Source organism: Pseudoalteromonas sp. Cn5-37, from assembly GCF_021532495.1.
In the GTDB taxonomy this organism is placed as follows: Bacteria; Pseudomonadota; Gammaproteobacteria; order Enterobacterales; family Alteromonadaceae; genus Pseudoalteromonas; species Pseudoalteromonas simplex.
Map to the genome: position 1 here is coordinate 35,744 of NZ_JAKGBA010000007.1, position 23,200 is coordinate 58,943.

The window sequence follows — 23,200 nt, forward strand, 5'->3', positions numbered from 1 at the left end:
GCTCTTTTTTAATAGCGCTGCATATTAAATAACACTTTGAGGACACAATGAAAAAAACACTTATTAGCGCAGCGTTTTTAATTGCATGCAGCAGTAACGTACATGCGTTTAGTCAAGAAACCCACAAACGTATCGTGATTGATGCCGTTAACTACATGCAACAACACCCAAGCACAACACAATACGCTGCGTTAGTCAGCTATGCTCAGCAAAATAATATGACTGTCGCTCAGCTTGGCGAGCTACTTGGGCAAGCAGCCTATGACGTCGATGATTTTGAGGACACGTTTTTTTGTGGTGCTATTACAGGTTCTTGCGTACAAGCACCAGTTTGGGGTGCTGCAGAAAGTATTGTGAAATACACCAGTTATTGGCACTTTCAAAATCACACCCAAGGTGCTGATCAACATGGCAACGACTTTGGCGGCTACAACTATCAAAAACTAACAGTATGGGGAGCTGTTGATAATCTTGCCGCAACGTGGCTCAAAGGTGATTACCTTGATGATGGTAAAGGTGGTGAAACAGGCTGGTTCAATGCTGACTCTTCAAAATATAATAGCTATGGCGTTACTGAAGCCCATTACCGTATTGATAGCCAATCAAGTTACAGCATGTATGATGACTTTGAGGAAATGCCATTCCAACCTATCGATAACTTAGGGCAATATTGGTATCAAAGTTACTTACAAAGCGGTAATCCACAGATTTTAGGTTTTGTATTTCACACTACCGATTTACTCCAACCTCATCATACTTGGACAACCTCCGATTTAAATCACTCAAGCTGGGAAAGTTGGGTGAATGACTACTACGACCAAGAAAACCTCAATGATCCAGCACTCGTTTCACAAGCCATGGCGACCTTTGCTGCATTAGATACACAATCAACTGATGTACGCCCTTTGTTAACCCAAGGCGGTGCATTTTCGTATGCACAAGGTGGGATCGTGTTAAATTCAAAAGATCATTACGACCGACTCGATACTGCAAAACAAGTGGTTCCCCATGCGATTGCAATGGTGGTTCACCTACTTAATCATGCCATGGTTGCTCGATAATGCGTGGGCTTTACATTTTGACAGCACTGCTAGGTTTGCTTTTTAGCAACCTAGCAGTTGCTGCGTTTAATCAATACACAGAATCTGAAATTGATCTCATGTGGCAGGTCTACAAAGAACAAAGCCCAGATATTAGCAAACAGCAAACACGTGAACGCCTTTACGAAAATCAATTTTTACTTAAGTACGCACAGAAAAACATGCCTGAGCTTGTAGAGCGCCAAGCGAGTGTTGGCTTTTCAACTCATTACCATGTAATGCGCTACTTAGATAATCTGTTTATTCATCAGTTAAATCTCACCGGTAAACCAGCTACAACTGGGCTTGAACCATTTGATAAACACTGGCTGAAAACCAACTTAGGGCTATATCCTCTGGATGGTCAGTACAGTGATGCCCAAATCAAACAGTTCAATGATATTAAACTCGATATGTTTGAAAACCCAATGACGCTGTACGAATTTATTGCACCTCTTTCTATGCAGACTCGCTTTCGTTTGCATCAAGGAGATAGCGAACTGTTCAAAACCGAAGTTTTAAAACATCGACAATTTCTTTTGCATTTAAAGCAAGCTGATGCGGTCATACAAACACAGCAAATTTCGCTTCCCCATCTTTATTCTATAGCCAAGGGCGATATCCTAAGGCCTTCGATTCAAAGCTGGTTAGGGGTAAAAGGTATTATGCATGTAGAGAGCCCTGTGTTAACTCGCTTAGAGAACAAGGTTACTGACGCTGAAATCCAGCAATATTACCAACAACACAAAGAAAGATTTCATTATCTAAAATCGGTTAAGGCCCATGGCGGCGAATTTACCGATAGAGAAGCGGCTTTAGCATTTAAAAAGCAAGCTGAAACAAGCTCAATACAACACGCACTAAAGCAATTAAATCAGCCCGATATTTACGCTCAATATAATAACTACTTAACCCGAGAGCATAAATGAAATTGGGCAGTACAATTAGCATTCACACAAAAGCCTCAACAGTTAAGTGAGGTAATACGCTCACCGAATGGTTTTTGGGTGGTAGTAATGAGCTATGATCATGCGTTTGGCTACTTTGACGCAAATGACGAAACAGTACGCTATCAAGCCAAAAAAGCCATCGCAGTTGAAAAAGCCATAATTAACTACCAACAGAGTTGGTTGGCGTGGCAAAAAGCGCATGGGATTAAGTTATGAAATGGCTAGCTTTAGCACTTTGTGTACTTTTTAGTGCTGCGGTTATTATGCATGTGCAATCAAAACATATTGCTTTAGTGCCTGCTGAAAAAGCACTGGTGTCCGTTGAGGTTGAGAAAAAAGATGTTCGTAATCAACAAGCAATGACCAGTATGCACGTAAAGCCAACTTTAATTGCCAGTGAAACAATCGATGAGGCCGTTACAAATGCGGCAATCACAACTCCCGATTACTTTCCACCCATTGCAAAGCAGCCCCAGCAGACGAAGCGGTTTACAGGTGATCTTAATGACCATAAAGCGTATCAGGCATACCATCAAACACAACAAACTGAATTAGAACTTCGCTTTATTGATGCCGCAGAAAGTAAAATTGCTACTCTCGAATCCCTTTTAGAACGTGGTAAGCAAGCGGGATTGTCAGAAGATAAGCTTAATGAAGCCGAAGATAAAATTGCGGCTTTAAAGACGATGCAAGCGGAATTAGTTGCTAAACATAACGAAAAAAGCCGCCTCAAATGAGGCGGCAAAACTAACTAGGGGAAACAATGCTGTTGGTAATTACTTGTTTTCGAGTAATTTACCATTACCGATTTCAATTTTACGTGGTTTTAAAGCTTCTGGAATTTCACGCTCTAAATCGATACTTAGTAAGCCGTTTTCAAGGTCTGCACCAAGTACTTTAACGTGGTCACCTAATTGGAACTTACGTTCAAAGTTACGCTCTGCAATGCCTTGATGGATAAACTTACGCTCAGCATTATCTTGTTTATCAGCTTTAGTACCGCTGACTTTCAATGTGTTGTTTTCTGACTCGATGGTCAATTCACTGTCACTAAAACCTGCTACAGCCATAGTGATACGATATTTGTCTTTATCGAGTGCTTCGATGTTGTACGGAGGAAAACTTGGCTGCTTGTCTGTGCGAGCTGCCGCATCCATTAATGATGCTAAATGATCGAAACCGATGAATGAACGATAAAGTGGTGATAAGTCTACTGTACGCATAATTATATCCTCATATTTAAGCGATATTCTGTTAGTACTCTTCTATTGAACCAGTGCTAACAAAGTTAAATTAATACTATATATTTCAATTACTTTAGTTTGTTTGGGACCCATCAGGCGTCCTCACTAAACTATTTATGGGCGGGTAAAATCTTTTCAAGATTTTTAGCAAAAAAAATTGTAATTTTTTTAAATTAAATGAAAGTTAAGTGCTCTCAAACTGGTCTGAATAGGTTGATTTTAAAGGGCTAACCACGTACAAAATAGCAATGAAAAAAAATCCAACTTTTTTAAAAAAATTTATCCGTGTGCTAAAAAATGTCGTTTTAATGGCAGTCGTTGTGTATGCCGTGACCGCATTTCAGCAACGTAATTTACTCTCAACTGATAAAACCCCTGCCCCCTATTTTAATTTAGCAACTTTAAAAGACCCGACAGAGCGGATGACCATTGCACAATTACAAGGCAAGCAAACAGTGGTGTATTTCTTTGCGCCTTGGTGCTCAATTTGTCGTTACAGTATGCCAAATTTAGAAAAGGCTCATCAGCAAGGTAAGTTAAATGCCATAGCAATTGCCCTTGATTACCAAAACATTACTGAAGTAAAACAGTTTACTGATTCACTCGAATTAACAATGCCGGTGCTACTTGGCAGTAAAAGTACAGGTCAAGATTATAAAATCAGTGCCTACCCAACTTATTATGTTATTGATGAACAGTTGGCCATTACTGCGCATTCTATGGGTTACTCAACAGAACTTGGCCTTAGAATGCGAACTCTAGATTAGCTCAATCGCTAATAATGAGAAAAAACAGAATAGTGCAATCGATTTTATGCGCTGTTTTTATTCATTTAATCCGTTAAGATGATAACCAGATAAACCATCGAGGAGAGCGATATGTTAACTGTAATTTTTGGCCGCGAAGGCTGCCCATACTGTGTTCGTGCAAAAGACGTTGCTGAAAAACTAGCAAATGAGCGTGACGATTTTAAATACCGTTATATCGACATCATTAAAGAAGGCATCAGCAAAGCAGATTTAGAACAGTCTGCAGGCAAACCTTGCCCAACCGTACCACAGATTTTTATTGACCAAGCCCACATTGGTGGCTTTACTGAATTCGAAGCATACGCTAAAGAAAATTTAGGGTTATATCAATAAATTGTAAACGTGGTTGATTTTGGTAATTTTAAACTGATTAAATTATGACCAACATCAACCACATACAAATTAGTTGTAATTTATACAAGCAATTGCCTTGTATTTCCTATACAATGCGCGCCTCTTTAAATTCGTTGAGGCGTATTAATGTCAGAACCAGTCACGTTTGAATCTCTAAATCTTTCTCCTGCAATCCTTAAAGCAGTTGAAGAGTTGGGTTACAAGACTCCATCTGAAATCCAAGCTCAATGTATACCGTTATTGCTAGAAAGAAAGGACGTACTGGGACTAGCGCAAACGGGTACAGGTAAAACAGCAGCATTTGCACTGCCGTTACTAAATAATATTGACCCGTCTGTGAAGCAGCCACAGATCCTTGTTTTAACGCCTACGCGTGAACTTGCGATCCAAGTAGCTGAGGCATTCGAACAATATGCTAAGCATACTCGTGGTGTTGAAGTTTTAGCCCTTTATGGTGGCCAAAGCTATAGCATCCAACTAAGTGCACTTCGTCGTGGCGCGCAAATCATTGTTGCAACGCCAGGTCGCTTAATTGACCACATTAACCGTGGCACAATCAAGTTTGAGAGCTTACAAGCCCTTGTTCTTGATGAGGCAGACGAAATGTTACGCATGGGCTTCATTGATGATGTAGAAAGCATCATGGAGAAAACGCCACGTGAAAAGCAAACATGTCTTTTCTCTGCGACCATGCCTAAGCAAATTCAAAATATCAGCAGCAAGTACATGAATGAGCCTGAGCAAGTTCATATCTCTGCGCGTAACTCAACTGTATCAACGGTTGAGCAAGTATTTTGGAATGCACACGTACACAAAAACAAAGCTATCGTTCGCTTCTTAGAAGCAGAACAATACGATGGTGCAATTGTTTTCGTACGTACACGTAACGACACGGTACAGTTAGCTGAATTACTTGAGCGCGAAGGTTTCTCTGCGGCACCACTTAATGGTGACATGAACCAACAAGCACGTGAACGTACAGTAGATCGTTTGAAAAACGGCCTAGTTGATATCGTTATTGCAACAGACGTTGCTGCACGTGGTCTTGATGTAGACCGTTTAAGCTTAGTAATTAACTACGATATTCCACAAGATTCAGAAGCCTACGTTCACCGTATTGGCCGTACTGGTCGTGCGGGTCGTCAAGGTAAAGCGATTCTTTTCGTAAAACATAACGAGCGTTATTTACTTAAAAATATCATTCGTCATACGAAATCTGATATCGCACAAGTTGATTTACCAACAGCTAAAGTTGTTGAAGAAAAGCGCATTAAAGCGCTTCAAGACAAGCTTACAATTGCGCTTGAAAACAAAGACATCACTTTCTTTAATCAAGTTGCTGCTGATATGGCAGAAAAACTTGAATTAAGTGCTGAAGACTTAGCAGGTGCATTACTTTGTTTAGCGCAGCAACAATCACCAATCAAGGTTGAAGAAGTTAAAGTTCAACCGCGTGGCGAGCGCAACGAGCGTCGTCGCAATGACCGTGGTGATCGTGGCGACCGCCAAGGACGCGAGCGTAAACCTCGTGAGCCGCGTGAGCGCAACAGCCGTAACATGGGTCCTATGGATACTTACCGTATCGAAGTAGGTCGTGAGCACGGTGTACAAGTTAAAAATATCGTTGGTGCGATTGCTAACGAAGCTGATATCTCAAGCAAGTTCATTGGTGATATTCGCTTACATGACAATCACAGTACGGTACAGTTACCACAAAACATGCCAAAAGATGTGCTTGATCACTTCCAAAAGGTATTTATCTGTAAACGTCCGATGAATATGACGCTAACGCAAGACCAAGGTCCTGCGGCTCCTCGCTCAGAGCGCCCAAGCGGTGATCGTGGTGATAAGAAGCGTAACTTCAAAGACCGTGGTGAAAAACGTGGTGGCCCTCGTAAAGAGCGTCGTCCTGTGAGCTTCACTGCGAACTAATTCAAGATTAAGCTGTAAGCAATAAAAAACCTTGTCATGAGAGTGACAAGGTTTTTTTGTGTCTGTAGTAAAGCTGTCAGCCGTCAGACTTCAGTTTTTAAAGCCTCACGCTGGATTGCTGAGGCTTTGTCATTATGAGCCAATGGCTGGGTATGCGTAGCTTGATTGAAGACCTAGTGGAATGCCTAAGCCCCAGTACGCGAGTAAGAAGATACTCCAACCGATTAAGAAGGCGATTGAGTACGGTAACATCATCGCGATTAAGGTGCCGATACCGGTGCCTTTAACATACTTTTGGCAGTACACAACAACCAGTGGGAAGTATGGCATTAGTGGCGTGATGATATTCGAGCTTGAGTCACCTACACGGTACGCAGCTTGCGTTAAATCAGGTGAAATACCCAGTTGCATCAGCATGGGTACAAAGATTGGCCCTAATAGCGCCCATTTTGCTGAGCTTGAGCCAACAAATAGATTCACGAACGCTGTTAAGAAGATAATACCGACCACAGTGACTGAACTTGGCAGAGCCATTGCTTTTAATAGTTGCGCCCCTTCAATTGCAAGTAATGCACCTAGGTTTGATTTACTAAATGCAGCAATAAATAACGCACAGAAGAACGCCATAACAATATAGTAAGCCATACCGCTCATCGCTTTGCTCATTGCATCGATCATATCTTTAGAGCTTTTGAAGGTACCCACGGCAAAACCGTAGACGGCACCTGGGATCCAAAACAGTAAGAAGATAAGTGGCACAATTGATTGCATTAACGGTGAACGGAAATTAGTTAATGAGCCATCACTGCTTCGCATTGCAGAGTCGGCTGGCGCTGAGACAAACCAAAGTAGAGCAAGGCCTGCAATCATCACTGTGCTTGCAATATAGAACGCACGTTTTTCATCACTGCGTGCTTCATCAAAGGCAGGTAGGTCTTCTGTATCACCATCAAGTGGCGTATTTTGTAAACGCGGCTCGATGATTTTATCTGTGATATACCAGCCTAATAAGATAATAAACAGGCTCGAAGCTGAGGTGAAAAACCAGTTATTAAGCGGGTTAATCGCCATATCTGGGTCAATAATTTGCGCCGCACTTTGGGTAAAGCTTTGCAGTAACGGATCAATCCCTGATGGAATAAAGTTTGCGCTAAAGCCACCACTTACCCCAGCAAACGCTGCTGCAATACCAGCAAGCGGATGACGCCCCATCGCATAGAAGATAACCCCAGCAAGTGGGATAACTAGTACGTAACCGGCATCAGTTGCGGTATGGCTGACAATCGCCACTAAAATAATAGACGGTGTTAAAAGCTGCTTAGGCGTTACTTTTAACATTAATTTAAGGCCGGTATTGATAAAGCCAGAATGCTCAGCAACACCAACACCTAACATAGCAACCAGCACTACACCAAGCGGCGCAAAGCCAGTGAAGGTTTTCACCATCGAAGATAAGAAGGTGGCAAGGGAGTCCCCTGCTAATAGGTTATTTACAACGATGGCTTCGCCAGTGCGCGGATCGATTGCATCAAATGTAGTGCCCGAGAAAAGCCAAGATAAAAACCAAATAAGTAGCATTGCGACTAAAAAGATAATCGCTGGATCAGGTAGCTTGTTACCCACCCTCTCAATGGTATTTAGAAAACGTGCGATTGCACCACTTGGTGCCTGCACATCATTATTGTTATTCATTTTCAAATTCCCTAGAAAAATATCTCGTTAACCTTAACGTATCTAACTAATAAGGTAAATTTTAAGTTAATGGAATTACCTGATAAAGGTAAAGTGATTATGTAAAAAAAGCGACACAGGTCGCTTTACAGAATTTTATTTAATTAGATTAGGCTGCAAGTGCTTTCACTTCATCCCACAGGCGCACAACAAGCTCTTTATCTTCTTCGTTTAACTCACCGTTGCGATAAGCTTTAACGAGGCTAGATTCAACTTGATTGTTTAACTCATCAATCGATAAGTTTAATTCTTCTACTTGTGCATAGCCTACAGCTAAGTCAAAGTGACCACGTAAATAGCCACCAGCAAATAGCTCGTCGTCAGTTGCTTTATCGACTAAATCATCAAAATATTGCTGCGCTGCATCAATATAACTTACTAAACTCATTGTTACTTCTCCTCTGGGTGCAGCCCATCTTGATGACCCACTGCATACATAATATGGTCATTGAAACCGGTGGTTACGCGAATATAACCACTTAATTCATCGTCTAACTCACTATCACCCGTATCGGCAATCAGTGGTCGGCCATTCAAGGCCTGTAATTTAGTTTTAGTGGCTACAACAATAATGTTGTCGCGGCCAATAGCACGAATAAGTGCAGGGCTTAATTGCTGATTACCTCGGCCGAAGATATGGCCTTGGCCACCAATTAAGGTGATCACCAATTTGGTTTCTTTACCTTGTGTGAGCTCAAGTAATTGCTGAGCAGTTAAATCCTGCGCGATAAGCTCTTGGTCTGCCACTAAGTCTACACCTAGCAAGGTATTTTCAAGACCCATTTCTTCCATAATTGCCGCGACTGTAGAACCACTGCCCATCACATATAAGCAGTCTTCATCCATTTCACTAACAACATAGGCAGCTATATCGGCAAGCACTAATTCATCGGTTTCTTTACCGCCATTTTTAACTGCCTGTACATAACGTACTTCACTAGGCACTTGCATTTCACCATAGCGCTTAGCTTTTACCGTGCCTTCGCGAAATGCTTCTTCGTCGATATCCATCACATCAGCATCGCCAAGGCTGACAAGTTCACCTTTAACTAGCATCTCAACAACACGCCCAGCTGCTTTTGGGGTAATAGCATAAACCCCAGAATGAATTTTGCAGCCTGCAGGAATACCTAATACAGGAGTGCTATCGCCAACCGCATGACAAACATTGCGGGCAGTACCATCGCCACCTGCAAATAAAATTAGGTCGACACCTTGCTCAACTAATAGCTTGGCTGCCTGCTCTGTGTCATCTGGGGTGGTGATATCGTTTGTTTGGTAAATAACGTGGCTTTGAAAGCCTAGCTGCTTTGCCGTTTGCTCGCCCATTTCACCGTTTACAGTGTAAATGGTTAAATCATCTTGATGGGCAAGCAGCACTTCAAGTGCCGCGCGGGTGCGTAAGTTTGCTTTTGGCTCAGCACCAAGTTGCATTGCTTTTGCGGCGGTATCTGCGCCATCACTGCCCTTTAGTGCGACACTGCCACCTAAGCCGGCAACCGGATTTACAATCAAACCTAATTTAAACTGCATCAGATAAAGCTCCTGGGTTGCCATGAAAATCGCGCTGCCACGTAAACTGTGCAGCCGTTAGTGGCCATGGGGTTTTATAGAAATCACTCAATGCTTTAAGCAGTGCTGTCGTGCGCTGGTTAAAGCCAGATGCTAAAAAGCTCAACACTTGCTGGTGAACGCGCGCTTGAAAATCGAATCGGCAGGTTTGCTCGCCATTTAAATTATCAACCGATACATTAAAATCGAAACCTGCTGCAGTACTGAGCGCCCATTCAATAGCTTGGGGCTTTACTTCAACTGCTTCAAATTCAGCTTGCTGGTGCTTATCACGACCATCTGGGCAATACCAATAGCCATAATCTTCTTTTAACCGACGTGCCTCACCAGCCACCAGCCAATGGGCAATTTCGTGTAAGGCGCTGGCATAAAAACCGTGGGCAAACACAATTTGGTGATAAGGCGTTTGCTCATCAGCAGGCAGGTAAATAGGTTCATCATCACCCTTTATCAAACGCGTGTTATGGCTTTGATAAAAGGTGCTTTCAAAAATAGCGATTAAGTCAGCAATCTGATGCATACGGCTTGAATTCATCTCGTTAAAAGCGTCACTAAAAACGAGGCGAATTGTACGGACTTTTCACTCCAAAGTAAAAGCAACCGCCCTCAGTTACAGGTATTTTGCGATATCAACATCATCGATTTGCTCTGGGTTTAAATAGCGTTTTGCATACTTTAGGTAAATACCAGAAGTTAAAAATAGCTCAAATACATCATGGTCAATGTGATCGTCAGCAACCATTTTCGCTAAAATATCAATGGCAACACTGAGTGGTTTGGCTTTTTTGTAAGGTCTATCTGCCGCGGTTAATGCTTCGAAGATATCAGCAAGTACTAACACACGTTCGGGTATTGATAACTGCTCAGCGGTTAATTTTCGCGGATAGCCTGTCCCTTTTAAAGTTTCGTGATGAGTAGAAGCATAGCGCGGAACTTTCGCTAATTCTTTCGGGAATGGCACACTACCTAGCATACGAATTGTGCTGATCACATGCTCATTGATCTTAAATCGGTCTTCCGCTGTTAACGTGCCTCGTGCCACAGATAAGTTATACACTTCACCAAGGTTATATTTATACTCAGGAATTGCCATGTTAATGCCTAAACTTTCTGGGTACTCAACGGCTTTTTCGTGTGGAATTAAATCACTTGGCTTATCGCTCAGGAGTGACTCTTCAACAGGTAAATGCTGATTTTTCAAATCAGCCATACGCATTTCTTCAAGGGGCGATAAACCTAAACTTGCGTCAAAATGACGCTGCCACTTGATGCTAGCAACCTCATGTAAACGAGACAACTGCGCTTCATCCATAAACTCACCACCAACATTACAAGCGGCAATGAAGCTAAAGTCTGCGTGTAACTTCTCTGTTTGTTGCTCAAGCTTTTGTTTAAGCACAGATTGCTGCTCTGGATGCGCTAATAGTTGCTCATAGTAGGTAATTTTTGCATCACGTAGTAGCACTTCAAATCGGGTGCGTACCTCATGAATACGGTTATAAATGGTTTCGAGCTTAGTGCCTTTATCAACAATATGCTCTGGTGTAGTGATTTTACCGCAGTCATGTAGCCACGCTGCTAAGCGGAATTCTCGTCGCTCATCCGGGGTTTTAAAACTGAACTCAGAAAACGCCTCATCTGTTGAACCTGATGCTGCATCAGCAAGCCAAATACCCAACTCAGGCACCCGCTCACAATGCCCTGCCGTATATGGCGATTTATCATCAATGGCTTGCGCTATAAGCTCTACAAACGACTCCATCAACGCTTTTTGTGAGTTTTCATGTTGCTCAATCGAGCGACTCATATCAACCATCGAACTAGCTAAATAATGAATTTCTAAAATATGACTCGAAAGCGTTGAAACCTCATTGTAGTCACGCTGTTGAATTTTTTTATTCTCACCCACTAATTTAAGTATTGGGTTAACGATTGAAGAGGCAAAAAACCAAGAGACAGGCAGCAGCAAAAGCAAACATAACCCTGTAACTAATATTGAGATCTGAATCTTTTCTTTAATAATTGCTAGTACATCGTTTTTAGCCACAAGAACCGCAAAATAATCAATTTCATCAGATTGCATTTCACTACTGAGTGGCAGTTGCAATACAAACATATATTTCTCAACACCATCCTCATTCACACTTAGCATTTTGCCAAATTGATGTTGTCCATTAGCGAGTCTTATGGTTTGCTCATTTGTTTTGATTATCTTGGATAAGTCATCAAACGAGTGATGATGACCTTGTGTTTTACTTTTAGCGATTATTTCACCATCTCCACGATAAACGTACATTTCGGAAGAAACTAGAAACTGCATTTTTTGCTGTTGTTTAATTAAAAATGCACTCAAGCTAGAACTTGCAACATCAATAGCAAGCACTCCTCCCGTTTGTTCAGATTTTATTGTGTACGTATAACCAGGTATCTTTAGTAGATTAAAAATATACTGTTGAGTTTTGGTAACTGTGCCAACTTTTGCATCGTTAAACCATAACCGCTTTCGAGGGTCGTAATCTGGAGTTTGTTTGTATTTCCTATTTAATGATAGGTTTTCATCTAAATAATATGTAGTTTGATGACGAGACTCACCCTGCCCTAACACCTTAAAAATAAGCCATCTATCTTCAGCTCTAAGATCGTTAGGTTTTGGTAATTGAGCATGACCACGTAAATTCACAACTTCAATGAAGTCACCATTAGCATACCCTAACAACAATGAATGGAAGTCTGGGTGTTTGTTTAATACTTCTATTAGAATATTTCGCAAAGAATTATTTTCATCAAAGTTCCCTGAAAACAGTCTGTTATCGTGGATCATAACACTTAATGTATTATCTACCCGCTGATTTATTCGAGTGATGTGGTCAGCTATTTGTTGGCTGGTTGATTTGAATTGTTCGGTTTTGGTTTGAAGGACTAATTTTTCACTGAAATAATAGTGCAGACTGATCGCCACAATTCCAGTTAGCAAACTCGCTAGTGCAAATATTAATAACACACTTACGCGTATTGAAATTTTAAATCTTCTTTCATTCTGTGAAAACAATGTGCGACTCCCTGCTAGCTCTAAATAATTATCCAGATATAAATAAATCTAATACATTTTGCTAAACTTACACATAAACCAAATAATCTAGACTCGTTAAATTTTTACTACTAACTGATTTCTACCACTACCTTTTGCTTCGTAGAGTGCAGCATCAGCTCTAGCTATCACTGATTTTTGCTGCTCCTCTCGCATTACTGTTAAACCAAAGCTAGCTCTAATTAATAATGAAAGCTCTCCAACTTCAAATGGTTCAGTATTAAGCTTGGTGATCATATTTTCGATTATTTTTGCAGCATCAGACACCGAACAAAGCGGTAAAACAATAACAAACTCTTCACCACCAAAACGATAAACATCATCGGAAGTGCGTAATGACTGAGTTAAGAAAGTAGAAAAAAGCTCAAGTATACCATCGCCAACTTCATGACCATGGTTATCATTGACCTGTTTAAAATAATCTATATCAGCCAAAATAACGCACACTTGCTTCATTTTTTGCTGCTGTTGCTTAGTTATCCGTTGATAGTCTTCATAACTATTATCAAAAGCTCTTCTATTCGGTAATTGAGTCAGTGCATCTTTAAATGCTTGGCTCTGCATTTCTTGCGCTAATTGACCTAGTTGCGTATTTCGAACAAAAAGTTCGCGGCGCATTAGGTGCTGATGGGCTGACATAATCATACCCGTTAAGTTCGCTGCAACATGTGCCAAAATAACCATATACGAGGTATGGCTATTAATTTCTTTTGTAAAAAAGATCACAGATAAAGCTATTAAGCTGTAAGCCCACCCGAAAAATGCCGACAATTTGAAAGGCAGTAACGCCGAAAAGTAAAACGTAATAAGAATAATGACGTCAAAAAACAGATGTAAAACATAGGCGCGGTCAAAAGTATAAGCCATTGATTGCATGCTGATTGATAAAAAAACCATAAACAAAGAAATTGCAAGCTTAAACTGCCTTAGAGTTTGAATGTAAGCAAGAACAACAGCACTAAAGATACAAACTGAGACAATAATGCTACGACCAGTCAAAGCAATATTTGGCCAAAAAAATGATTGGATGATCATTTTATCAAAAAAGGTTATAAAAATAGTGAGAAGCGCGATGGTGCAACACAAGAATTGGGCAATTTTTTTATCCTGTTTAAATTTGCTTTGTAAAAATATTTGCTCGACCTGCAATGAATTAAACTGGCAAGCAAAGCGCTTTATTGTCAGATCTTTGTTTAATAACTTTGCAGCAAATGCGCCCATAAATACGTGCCTAATGAAATGAGTAACAGAGGAATGTTCAAATAAAGAGCTATTCCCCTATTATAGAATGATAGTTCATTAATTAAACTAGTCATTTTGTATAGAAATACCTCAAATTAGCCATTAAAAAGCAGGGATTGGTTACAAAGTATTAATAAAATACTCTTTATTTTTTTACCAAGCATTCTCGCCGGCCTCATCAGACTTGACTATATCGGTTTCTTTTAACGCTTCTCGAATCCAGGTTTGCATGACTGGACACGCAAATACATGCTGACAATAAGCTTGTGCAGCACGCGAAAGCGTAACCTGATACGTTTTAAAGCGCAGTACCACAGGTGCAAACATCGCATCAACAATAGAGAACTCACCAAATAACCACGCATTAGGATACCTTTGCTGCTGAGTAGAAAATATCTCATCTATACGGGCAATATCTTTTTTAGCTTGTTCTGATAATTCAACATGCCTTTTAGCGCGAATATTCATTGGCATTTCATTACGAAGTGCAGCAAAACCAGAGTGCATCTCGGCAGCTAAACTGCGTGCTTTTGCTCTTTGGGCTATTTCACTAGGCCAAGCAGCACCATTTAGATAAGCATCATTGATGTATTCACAAATAGCGAGTGAATCCCACACGATTAACTCAGCATCAATAAGGGCCGGCACTTTTTGCACGGGAAACTTACTTTTTAATGCTTCATAAAACTCAGGCGTATCTAGAACTAATTGTTGTTCTGTAAAAGAAACATTGAATTTACTCAGTAAATACCACGCTCGTAATGACCAAGTTGAGTAGTTTTTATTGCCAATAAATAATTGCATTGTACTTCCTTTAACGTTTAGATTGGACTCACTATAAAACAGCAATTGGGCAATTACTCGCCAATTGTTTTTATGTTAACTATAAGAAATGCTGATACATTATGGATATTGATGCCCTTAGGACTTTTTGCGCCTTTGTTGATACAGGCAGTTTCACCCGCGCTGCAGCACAAATTTGCAGAACCCAATCTGCAGTAAGTATGCAAATGAAAAAGCTGGAACAAGACCTCGCAAGTCCGCTATTTGAAAAGCAAGGCCGTCAACTGGTGCTAACCCATCAAGGCCACCAGCTAGCAAGTTATGCAAAGCAATTGATAGCGCTTCATGATGAAGCCTTTAAGCAATTAAAAGCTGGCACTGGCAATTTACGTGTGCGCATTGGTTGTCCTGACGACTATGCCCACTCTTTACTACCAGAGCTTGTTGATACTTTACACCAACAGTTTAATGCGCTGGATCTACAAATAAGCTGTGCCCCAAGTACTGAGCTTAGAGCCAAACTAGACCAAGGTATGCTCGATTTGGTGATTGCCACTCGCTCGCCAGACAGCGAAGAAGGCTACTTATTACAATCAAGCCAAGGTGTGTGGGTGAAAAGCCCTGCTTTTGAGATTAACGATTCAACCCCACTTCCAATCGCCTTGTTTCAACGAGACTGTAAGTTTCACCAAGCCAGTATTGAGGGTCTATTAAAAACTGAGCGTCGTTTTAATATTATTGCCTGTTGTGGCTCAGCGGAGCGTTACATGGCTTGATTAAACAGGGACTGGCAATTGGCAGTATGGCACGAATAAGCATGCAATCAGGTGTGGAAGAGGTGAACGACAACTCCCTACCGACACTACCTGTCATTGATATCGTCCTGCTATACGGTAATCATGCCCACAACCCTCTCAGTCATGAGCAGCTTAAGCAGCTTGTAGAATTAATTAAGACATAAAAAAGCGCGATGATAATCATCGCGCTCATTAATTGCGTTTTCTTTATTTAAGACTGCGCTTAAATCGAACCTTTTATTGGTCCATGTTCGTGACTTACATGTGGGTTTTGACCACGTTGGCGCAATAAGTGATCCATTAAGGTAATCGCCATCATCGCCTCAGCAATAGGAATTGCACGAATACCTACACATGGATCATGACGTCCTTTAGTGATCATCTCTACCGCTTCGTTGCTGGTATTAATGCTATTACCCGGTATGGTAATGCTTGAAGTTGGCTTAAGTGCGATAGAGGCAATGATGTCTTGCCCTGTCGAGATACCTGCAAGTACACCACCCGCATGATTTGATGTAAAACCATCAGGAGTTAACTCATCACGGTGTTCAGAGCCCTTTTGCTCTACCACATCAAAGCCATCACCAATCTCAACGCCTTTTACTGCATTAATGCTCATTAATGAGTGTGCAAGCTCTGCATCTAGGCGATCAAATACTGGCTCGCCAAGACCAACAGGTACATTTTTAGCAACCACTTTAACTTTAGCGCCTACCGAATCACCTTGTTTTTTTAGGTCGCGCATGTACTCATCAAGCGCTTCTAGCTTGCTGGTGTCTGGAAAGAAAAATGCATTGTTTTCCACTTCATCCCAGTTGTAATCTTCAGCTTTAATTGGCCCAAGCTGGCTCAAACAAGCACGCACTTCAATATCGTGAAATTGTTTTAGGTATTTTTTTGCAATTGCACCCGCCGCTACACGAATCGCCGTTTCACGGGCAGAAGAGCGACCACCACCTCGGTAATCACGGATACCGTACTTATGCCAATAGGTATAATCACCATGACCTGGGCGAAATACATCGGCAATTTTGCCGTAGTCTTTTGAACGTTGATCGGTGTTTTCAATCAGTAAACCAATGCTAGTACCTGTGGTTTTACCTTCGAATACACCAGAAAGAATTTTTACTTCGTCACTTTCGCGGCGCTGTGTTGTATATCGACTTTGCCCCGGCTTGCGACGGTCTAAATCAATTTGTAAATCGGCCTCGCTAATTTCAAGACCTGCTGGTGTGCCATCAACAACGCCGCCTAATGCAACGCCGTGGCTCTCACCAAAGGTGGACACTTTAAATAGTTGCCCGATGCTATTACCTGCCATTAATTTTCCTCATTCCTAATGACTACTGAGACCGAGCCCTCAGGCTCGGCTTTTAAAATCTGCTGTTAATCTGCGAAATATTTAACAAGTTGCTGTTTGCTGATCACAAACACGCCAAGACCACCTTGTTCAAATTCAACCCACTCAAATGGTGCGCCTGGGTACAGCTCTTCCATATGTACCATAGAGTTACCAACTTCGACAAATAACAAACCGTTATCAGTTAGATGCTCAGCAGCTTCAGCTAGGATGGAGCGAGTAACATCAAGACCATCATGACCCGATGCTAAACCAAGCTCTGGCTCGTGATGGAATTCACGTGGTAAATCAGCCATATCTTCAGCATCAACATACGGTGGGTTAGCTACGATCAGGTCATATTTTTGACCCGGGACACCACTAAACACGTCTGACTGAATTGGCAGTACACGATCATTCAGCATGTAATCGCTAATATTAATATCAGCAACTTCGAGCGCTTCATATGAAATATCAACCGCATCGACCTGCGCATCTTCAAATGCTTGTGCAAGTGCAATAGCGATACATGCAGAGCCGGTACATAAATCAAGTATGCGCATTACTGAGCTTGGCTCTTCTAACCAAGGTGCAAAGCGATTATTAATTAACTCTGCAAATGGCGAACGTGGAATTAACACGCGCTCATCAACATAAAACGGCATACCTGCAAACCACGCGGTGTTGGTCAGGTACGGTACTGGCGTACAATCATTAATACGTTCTGCAATAAGTTCAGCTAAGCGGTTTTTCTCGGTGCTGGTTAAACGCGCATGCATAAGCTCTTTTGGCGCATCGATTGGCAAGCTTAATGCTGGTAATAGTAAGCTAACTGCTTCATCCCACGCATTATCTGTGCCGTGCCCAAAGAAAATACCACTGCTGGCAAATTGACTGGTTGTCCAACGTAACCAATCATGCAACGTTGAAAGTTCTGCAATTGCCTCGTCTAAAATTGCGTCTTCTATCTGGAAATGGTTCATGTATGTTCCTTAACTTTCAAAGTCTGTTCTGACGCGTATTGTACCGTCTTTTCAGTTGGTTTTTACTCGATTTTTAGCGTTTTTTTGTTTAGACTGCCGCCATGAAAAAAGATCCCCACGCCAACAACCACATTAGCACTGACGATATTGACTTATTTCGTCAGAGTATCAGTGGTGCCAAAGCATTTAAACAAGACACTATTCGATTCACCAATAAGCCTAAAGTGTCACAAGCGAAGCAATTTTCCCAGCAAAAAAAGCAACATCAGGCAGAATTTTTCTTTTCTGATGAATATGTACCAGACATCGACACTCATGGCACCGTAAGTTATGTCAAACCAGGTCACGATAGCTTTTTAGCAAAGCAACTTCGCCGTGGAGATTACCCACCTGAGTTAACCCTTGATTTACATGGCTTAAATAAAGAATTAGCCAAAGATGAGTTGGCGGGTTTAATTCATGAGTGTAAAAAACAGCATTACTATTGCGCTTGTGTTGTGCATGGCATTGGTGAGCGCATACTTAAACACAAGGTACCGCAATATTTAGTTCAACACCCTGATGTGATTGCTATGCACCAAGCGCCTCTTGAATTTGGTGGTAAAGGTGCTGTACTTATTTTAATTAATCTTCCACAAAGTGATGAGTTCAGACGCTAACGTCTTCTTGTCATAAGGCCTAAAGTGCATATTTTTTCGATTATCTTTCCACTGATTTTTATCGTGTTAAGTGGCTATATCAGCTCGCGAAGCACGTTTTTATCGAAAGAGCATATTGCAGGGTTAAGTAAGTTTACTTTTTACATTAGCGTGCCTGCTTTTCTATTTTTAAATATGGCCCAAGCCGATTTACAAAATAGTGTATCTATTGCAGGCTTTTTGAGTTTTTACATCCCGGTATTGGCCATTTACGCCCTCGGCTATGTTATTGACCGCTACCTCATTAGCAAGCAATCTGCGCCGTCACGTCATGCTGTATTTGCCCTTGGCAGTAGTTACTCAAATACGGTACTGGTAGGTTTGCCTATTATTATTGCAGCACTTGGGCAACAGATGGTCGGTATTGTATTTATGATCATCACTTTTCATAGCGCACTTTTGTTTACCCTCACCTTTTTGCTCAGCGCTAAATCGCAGCAAACATTCTCTTGGCGAGCATTTGCTAAAAACATGCTGCTCAATCCAGTCGTGTTAAGCATCAGTAGCGGCTTGGCTGTTAACCTGCTTGGCTTAACACTTTTTGATGATTTTGCAAATGGCCTGAGTCTACTTGCGAAACCTGCCATTGCCTGTGCGTTATTTGTATTAGGGGCAAACCTTGCATTTTATAAAGTGGCCGACAACTTACAAGCATCACTCATTGCAACCATCATCAAGCTTTTAGTGTTACCGTGCGGAGTCTACTTTTTTGCAGGCAGCGTATTCAACCTAGAGCAATCATTACTGAACGTGTTAGTACTTTTAAGCGCCTCTCCTTTAGGGGTCAACGCTTATCTAATCGCCAATCAAATTAAGCAACACCAAGCGACACTGGCAAGTAGCGTCGTGCTTTCAACAGTATTGAGTGTAGTGAGCTTTAGTGCTTGGTTAAACGTATTACTCTAGCTAGAAGTCATTACTAAAAATATTGAAAAAGCAGTATTTAATATATTCGCTATAATGAACTTGACTTATAATTGCACAACATCGTCTTTTAACTAATCACAAATTTATAAGCACCACTTTAGAAAGGCTTTCAGTGAAAACGATTTTACGGCATCAACGAAACTTATATAGCATTTTAATTTGCATCATTTTCGTCATTGGTTACGCATCTTATCTCACTATAAGTAATATAGTGGCTGAACAAAGTCGCTTACAACAACAGTCTATTGCCCCTGTTTTTTCATTGGTTGTCGAAGAACTCTACAAGCCTGTTCATACTGCTCAAGCCTTAGCGAGCACAGGAAGCTTAAGTAACTTACTTACTGATAGTGAACTAGACCAAGCCGCCATTCTAAACCACTTAGAACAGCTTCAGGAAAATTTAAATATGCTCGTTTTTGTAGCAAGTGAGCAACAACAAATGCAATTTAATTCTGATGGCACAACGATTGATTTACAAAAAGAGAATATCGAGTGGTATCCAAAAGTAAAAGCAATGCAAGGCGATACCGTTGCTATCTTAGGAAACCGCGAGAACGTACATTTATACGTAGATATCAAAGTTTATTCTGAGCAAGGCAACTTTTTAGGCTTTATAGGTGTAGGTAAAAGTCTTCAGTCATTTTGGGAAGCTTTTCAACAATATAAAGCTACACATGGCTACGACTTACTTTTTGTCAATAACGTTGACGAGGTGGTGCTTTCTTCTCATCGAGACTTTCAAGCACAGTTTACTGATATTGTTAACTTAAATGAACTTAGTTGGTTCAAAAATGCGGCACAAGAGCTGGCCAACATGGAGAATTTGAGCAGTATCATTATCCAAATAGAGCAGGATGATCATGTTGTTACGCAATTCAACTTGCCCCAACTAGATTGGCGAGTTTTTTTAATATCGCCTATGGCTAAAAGACAAGCAGAAATTAACTATGCATTTTTCAGTCACAGCGCTCAATTGGCTGCAATTTTGTTTTTCTTATTATTGTTTATTTATGCTGCATTTGCTTATCAGCGTAAAAGTATTGAGGCGAGAATAAACATAGATCCACTCACAAAACTGGCGAATAGAGACAAAATAAACCACTGGTTTGAAGAACACACCGAAAAAGAGAATAGCCTCGCTTTAATCATGGTTGATATTGATCATTTTAAGAACATTAATGATCTGTATGGCCATAATACCGGAGATAAGGTTATTAAAGAGGTAGCAAAAATACTCAGAAGCAACCTAGGAGAGCAAGATGTTGCTAGCCGTTGGGGAGGTGAAGAATTTATTATTTTGATGCCTAACACAAGTCTATCGGTTGCGAGCCAGTTAGCTGAAAAGATTAGAAAAGACATTGAGTTAAATTTATTTACCGTAAATAGTCAATCATTAAAGGTGACGGCAAGTTTCGGAGTTACTCAAGCACAAAGAGCTGAAAAACTTGAGAGCATTGTAGCTGATGCTGATAGAGCGTTGTATGAAGCAAAGCAGCAAGGCCGCAATCGTGTGTGTAAAGCTTTTTAACTTAACGACTTAAAGCCCGCCTGATACATCGATAAAACTGCCTGTTGTGAATGAGGCTTGCTCACTTGCCAAAAAGTAAATCGCTGAGGCGACCTCTTCTGCTTCACCACCACGCCCTAGCGGCAACTTAGATTTTAACCTATCAACTCGGTTTGCTTCACCGCCATCGCGGTGCATATCGGTATAAATAAGGCCTGGTCTTACCCCATTAACCCGAATACCTTTACTCGCGACTTCTTTAGCAAGGCCTATCGTGAAGGTATCAAGCGCTCCTTTTGATGCGGCATAATCTAAATATTCATTTGGTGAACCTGTGCGTGAAGCACCCGATGAAACATTCACAATACTGCCTTTGTCCATACGCTTTACTGCTTCGCGCGCGCACAGAAAGGCGCCAGTAACATTACAGCTTAAAATAGCGTTGATACGCTTAGCATCCATCTCTAATAACGGCATTTGTGGCATCATCATCGCTGCGTTATTAACTAACACATCTAACCGAGAAACCTGAGTATCTAATTTAGCGAACATGGCGAGTACTTGCTGCTCATCGGCGATATCGGCTTGCAACAAATAGGCATTCACGCCAAGCGCTTTTATCTCATCAGCGACCGGCTCTGCACTTGCGTGATCTGACTTATAGTTAATACACACATCATAACCATGTCTCGCAAACAGTTTTGCTGTCGCTGCCCCTATACCGCGGCCGCCTCCGGTAATAAGAACCACTGGATTCGTATTCATTCTGACTCCTTGAAAACTAACCTAAACTGCTCACACACCAACGGCATCTCAGGGTGACATTGATAGCCTGTACCTGCGAGCTCTCGCTGATAATAATCCCAATGCACATGCTGCCAGTACTCAAGGCTTTTGTCGCCCTCACCTTCTAATGCGGCGTAATCGGCGCTTATTTGATTATATGGGGTAATAGTTACAGAGACGGTTTCAATAATGCCGAGGGGCTGTCCCTGCCAATTGGTAAAAATAGCTAAATCACCAACTTCAGGAAGGGTTTCATTATTGGCTTTAAACCAATAAAGTGAAGGGGTTGTGGCTTGTTTTACGCCATTTAAAACCAGTAATGCGCATTCATTAGCATCTTGCTCATTGTCACAAAAATGCCAACTTGGTAGTTCAGTCACTGCGCGGCCTGATTGCTCATTAAAGCAAGCAATCAACTGCGCGATACGCTGCTCGTTACTTAACTGCTGCAACGACAGAAATCTCTACAAGTAGTGCGTCACGCGCCATTTTTGCCTCAACACAAGCGCGAGCAGGCGCATGACCTTGTGGTACCCAAGCATCCCAAACTGCATTCATCTGTGCAAAGTATTCCATGCTTTTCAAGTAGATTGTGGCGCTTAGCATTTGCTCTTTGCTACTACCTGCTTCAATAAGTAGCGCTTCGACCTTATCCAGCATGGTTTGAGTTTGTTCGGTGATATCTTTTTCGGCATCGGCACAAACTTGGCCGCATAAGTAAACTGTGCCGTTATGCTTAACGATGCGGCTCATTCGGGCACCGGTTTGTAAACGTTCGATAGTCATAGTAAGAACTTAAAAAATTAAAAGTGGCGCTAATTTAGCAAATCCACTGTTAGATTTCGACGTTATTTGGCGAGTGAATACTTAGGTAGTGACTGCGCTGTTTGTGTTCATCATATTCGATAACAGCAATCGCCCCGGTATTGAAAATAGGCATATGACCTGGACTTAACTGATCAACTAAATAGCTAACAATAGGCATATGAGCAACGACCAACCAGGTATTGCAGTCTGGATGCATAGCAATCAAGGTTTCGAGGTAATCAGCGGCAACTTGCGCCACACCATCAGGGGTAATGTCGTTACAGGTTTCATTAAATTGTAACGAAATATGTTGCGTAGCATCGGCAGCTGTTTGTTGAGCACGAATGTAAGGACTTACCAACAGAGCATCTGGTTTATGATGTGTTGCTAACCATTGCCCCATTCGACTAGCTTCTTGGTGACCGGTCTCGGTCAGTTGTCTTGCTGCATCATCTGCTTGCATTGGCGTAGCTTCGCCATGGCGCATGATTAAGATTGTTTTCATAAAAAATCAACCGATTAAAGAATATAAAACAGTAGCCAGTTTGCTTGATTGTTCGCTATATTAGAAT

General features: G+C 41.4%; 25 protein-coding genes and 1 pseudogene. 12 read left to right on the plus strand and 14 right to left on the minus strand.

Annotation, left to right across the window (positions count from 1 at the left end; all coding sequences use genetic code 11):
• The first annotated feature begins 47 nt into the window (after positions 1-47).
• The 4 genes from L1266_RS10855 to L1266_RS10870 all read left to right on the plus strand — a co-directional run bounded on the left by L1266_RS10855 (position 48) and on the right by L1266_RS10870 (position 2,766).
• Positions 48-1,061: a phospholipase gene (locus L1266_RS10855; protein WP_235377519.1), complete on the plus strand. Its 1,014-nt coding sequence runs from the start codon at positions 48-50 to the stop codon at positions 1,059-1,061.
• Positions 1,062-1,078: 17 nt separating this feature from the next.
• Positions 1,079-2,008 carry a peptidylprolyl isomerase gene (locus L1266_RS10860; RefSeq protein ID WP_235377520.1) on the plus strand — a complete coding sequence of 310 codons (930 nt, stop codon included), beginning with the start codon at positions 1,079-1,081 and terminating at the stop codon, positions 2,006-2,008.
• Between the two features lie 87 nt (positions 2,009-2,095).
• The gene (locus L1266_RS10865; RefSeq protein ID WP_235377521.1) at positions 2,096-2,245 is read left to right on the plus strand and encodes a hypothetical protein; all 150 of its coding nucleotides are present in this window, start codon (positions 2,096-2,098) and stop codon (positions 2,243-2,245) included.
• On the plus strand, positions 2,242-2,766 hold the full coding sequence (locus L1266_RS10870; protein ID WP_235377522.1) for a hypothetical protein: 525 nt from the start codon (positions 2,242-2,244) through the stop codon (positions 2,764-2,766). The genes L1266_RS10865 and L1266_RS10870 overlap by 4 nt, the downstream gene beginning before the upstream one ends.
• 39 nt (positions 2,767-2,805) lie before the next feature.
• Here L1266_RS10870 and L1266_RS10875 read toward each other — a convergent pair whose 3' ends face one another.
• Positions 2,806-3,252: an Hsp20 family protein gene (locus L1266_RS10875; RefSeq protein WP_054562102.1), complete on the minus strand. Its 447-nt coding sequence runs from the start codon at positions 3,250-3,252 to the stop codon at positions 2,806-2,808.
• A gap of 329 nt (positions 3,253-3,581) precedes the next feature.
• On the opposite strand from L1266_RS10875, the gene L1266_RS10880 reads away from it, so the two are divergent.
• From L1266_RS10880 to L1266_RS10890, 3 genes are all read left to right on the plus strand, one after another.
• Positions 3,582-4,040 carry a TlpA family protein disulfide reductase gene (locus L1266_RS10880; RefSeq protein ID WP_235377523.1) on the plus strand — a complete coding sequence of 153 codons (459 nt, stop codon included), beginning with the start codon at positions 3,582-3,584 and terminating at the stop codon, positions 4,038-4,040.
• Between the two features lie 111 nt (positions 4,041-4,151).
• Positions 4,152-4,415: a GrxA family glutaredoxin gene (locus L1266_RS10885; protein ID WP_054553185.1), complete on the plus strand. Its 264-nt coding sequence runs from the start codon at positions 4,152-4,154 to the stop codon at positions 4,413-4,415.
• 147 nt (positions 4,416-4,562) lie between these two features.
• The gene (locus tag L1266_RS10890; protein ID WP_138619858.1) at positions 4,563-6,368 is read left to right on the plus strand and encodes a DEAD/DEAH box helicase; all 1,806 of its coding nucleotides are present in this window, start codon (positions 4,563-4,565) and stop codon (positions 6,366-6,368) included.
• Between the two features lie 132 nt (positions 6,369-6,500).
• On the opposite strand, the gene L1266_RS10895 is transcribed toward L1266_RS10890, so the two are convergent.
• The 7 genes and pseudogenes from L1266_RS10895 to L1266_RS10925 form a co-directional block, all read right to left on the minus strand.
• Positions 6,501-8,060, minus strand: a complete 1,560-nt coding sequence (locus tag L1266_RS10895; RefSeq protein ID WP_054553187.1) for an AbgT family transporter — start codon at positions 8,058-8,060, stop codon at positions 6,501-6,503.
• 148 nt (positions 8,061-8,208) lie between these two features.
• Complete coding sequence (locus tag L1266_RS10900) at positions 8,209-8,487, minus strand: YfcL family protein (RefSeq protein WP_054553188.1); 279 nt, start codon at positions 8,485-8,487, stop codon at positions 8,209-8,211.
• Positions 8,488-8,489: 2 nt separating this feature from the next.
• Positions 8,490-9,632, minus strand: coding sequence for an ATP-NAD kinase family protein (locus tag L1266_RS10905; RefSeq protein WP_138598994.1), 1,143 nt, complete (start codon positions 9,630-9,632; stop codon positions 8,490-8,492).
• The gene (locus L1266_RS10910; RefSeq protein ID WP_058586361.1) at positions 9,622-10,191 is read right to left on the minus strand and encodes an elongation factor P hydroxylase; all 570 of its coding nucleotides are present in this window, start codon (positions 10,189-10,191) and stop codon (positions 9,622-9,624) included. The genes L1266_RS10905 and L1266_RS10910 overlap by 11 nt, the downstream gene beginning before the upstream one ends.
• Positions 10,192-10,281: 90 nt before the next feature.
• Positions 10,282-11,889, minus strand: a pseudogene (locus L1266_RS10915) (HD-GYP domain-containing protein); the annotation flags it as partial.
• A gap of 927 nt (positions 11,890-12,816) precedes the next feature.
• Positions 12,817-13,980, minus strand: coding sequence for a GGDEF domain-containing protein (locus L1266_RS10920; RefSeq protein WP_138598997.1), 1,164 nt, complete (start codon positions 13,978-13,980; stop codon positions 12,817-12,819).
• Between the two features lie 174 nt (positions 13,981-14,154).
• Complete coding sequence (locus L1266_RS10925) at positions 14,155-14,805, minus strand: glutathione S-transferase family protein (protein ID WP_194442565.1); 651 nt, start codon at positions 14,803-14,805, stop codon at positions 14,155-14,157.
• A 101-nt stretch (positions 14,806-14,906) separates the two neighbouring features.
• Between L1266_RS10925 and L1266_RS10930 the strand changes: the two genes are divergently transcribed.
• Both L1266_RS10930 and L1266_RS22405 read left to right on the plus strand, forming a co-directional pair.
• Positions 14,907-15,560: a LysR family transcriptional regulator gene (locus L1266_RS10930; protein WP_328260211.1), complete on the plus strand. Its 654-nt coding sequence runs from the start codon at positions 14,907-14,909 to the stop codon at positions 15,558-15,560.
• Between the two features lie 26 nt (positions 15,561-15,586).
• Positions 15,587-15,745 carry a hypothetical protein gene (locus tag L1266_RS22405; RefSeq protein ID WP_328260213.1) on the plus strand — a complete coding sequence of 53 codons (159 nt, stop codon included), beginning with the start codon at positions 15,587-15,589 and terminating at the stop codon, positions 15,743-15,745.
• A gap of 59 nt (positions 15,746-15,804) precedes the next feature.
• Here the strand turns inward: L1266_RS22405 and aroC are convergent, their stop codons facing one another.
• Both aroC and prmB read right to left on the minus strand, forming a co-directional pair.
• Complete coding sequence (aroC, locus tag L1266_RS10935; protein WP_063528838.1) at positions 15,805-16,902, minus strand: chorismate synthase; 1,098 nt, start codon at positions 16,900-16,902, stop codon at positions 15,805-15,807.
• 65 nt (positions 16,903-16,967) lie between these two features.
• Positions 16,968-17,903, minus strand: a complete 936-nt coding sequence (gene prmB / locus L1266_RS10940) for a 50S ribosomal protein L3 N(5)-glutamine methyltransferase (RefSeq protein WP_235377525.1) — start codon at positions 17,901-17,903, stop codon at positions 16,968-16,970.
• 101 nt (positions 17,904-18,004) lie between these two features.
• On the opposite strand from prmB, the gene smrB reads away from it, so the two are divergent.
• The 3 genes from smrB (at position 18,005) to L1266_RS22410 (ending at position 21,056) form a co-directional block, all read left to right on the plus strand.
• The gene (gene smrB / locus L1266_RS10945; RefSeq protein ID WP_054553197.1) at positions 18,005-18,562 is read left to right on the plus strand and encodes an endonuclease SmrB; all 558 of its coding nucleotides are present in this window, start codon (positions 18,005-18,007) and stop codon (positions 18,560-18,562) included.
• A 24-nt stretch (positions 18,563-18,586) separates the two neighbouring features.
• Entirely contained in the window at positions 18,587-19,507 is a 921-nt protein-coding gene (locus L1266_RS10950) for an AEC family transporter (protein ID WP_235377526.1), read from the plus strand.
• 232 nt (positions 19,508-19,739) lie between these two features.
• Positions 19,740-21,056 carry a sensor domain-containing diguanylate cyclase gene (locus L1266_RS22410; protein ID WP_138619849.1) on the plus strand — a complete coding sequence of 439 codons (1,317 nt, stop codon included), beginning with the start codon at positions 19,740-19,742 and terminating at the stop codon, positions 21,054-21,056.
• 9 nt (positions 21,057-21,065) lie between these two features.
• Here the strand turns inward: L1266_RS22410 and L1266_RS10960 are convergent, their stop codons facing one another.
• Genes L1266_RS10960 through sixA form a run of 4 tightly spaced genes read right to left on the minus strand, consistent with a single transcriptional unit; the run spans position 21,066 to position 23,133 of the window.
• Positions 21,066-21,800, minus strand: a complete 735-nt coding sequence (locus L1266_RS10960) for an SDR family oxidoreductase (RefSeq protein ID WP_235377527.1) — start codon at positions 21,798-21,800, stop codon at positions 21,066-21,068.
• Positions 21,797-22,273, minus strand: coding sequence for an ASCH domain-containing protein (locus L1266_RS10965; protein WP_235377528.1), 477 nt, complete (start codon positions 22,271-22,273; stop codon positions 21,797-21,799). The genes L1266_RS10960 and L1266_RS10965 overlap by 4 nt, the downstream gene beginning before the upstream one ends.
• Entirely contained in the window at positions 22,257-22,607 is a 351-nt protein-coding gene (locus L1266_RS10970) for a RidA family protein (RefSeq protein ID WP_054553201.1), read from the minus strand. The genes L1266_RS10965 and L1266_RS10970 overlap by 17 nt, the downstream gene beginning before the upstream one ends.
• Before the next feature lie 49 nt (positions 22,608-22,656).
• A complete protein-coding gene (gene sixA, locus L1266_RS10975) occupies positions 22,657-23,133 on the minus strand; it encodes a phosphohistidine phosphatase SixA (protein WP_235377529.1) in 477 nt (158 codons plus the stop codon).
• Positions 23,134-23,200: the final 67 nt, after the last annotated feature.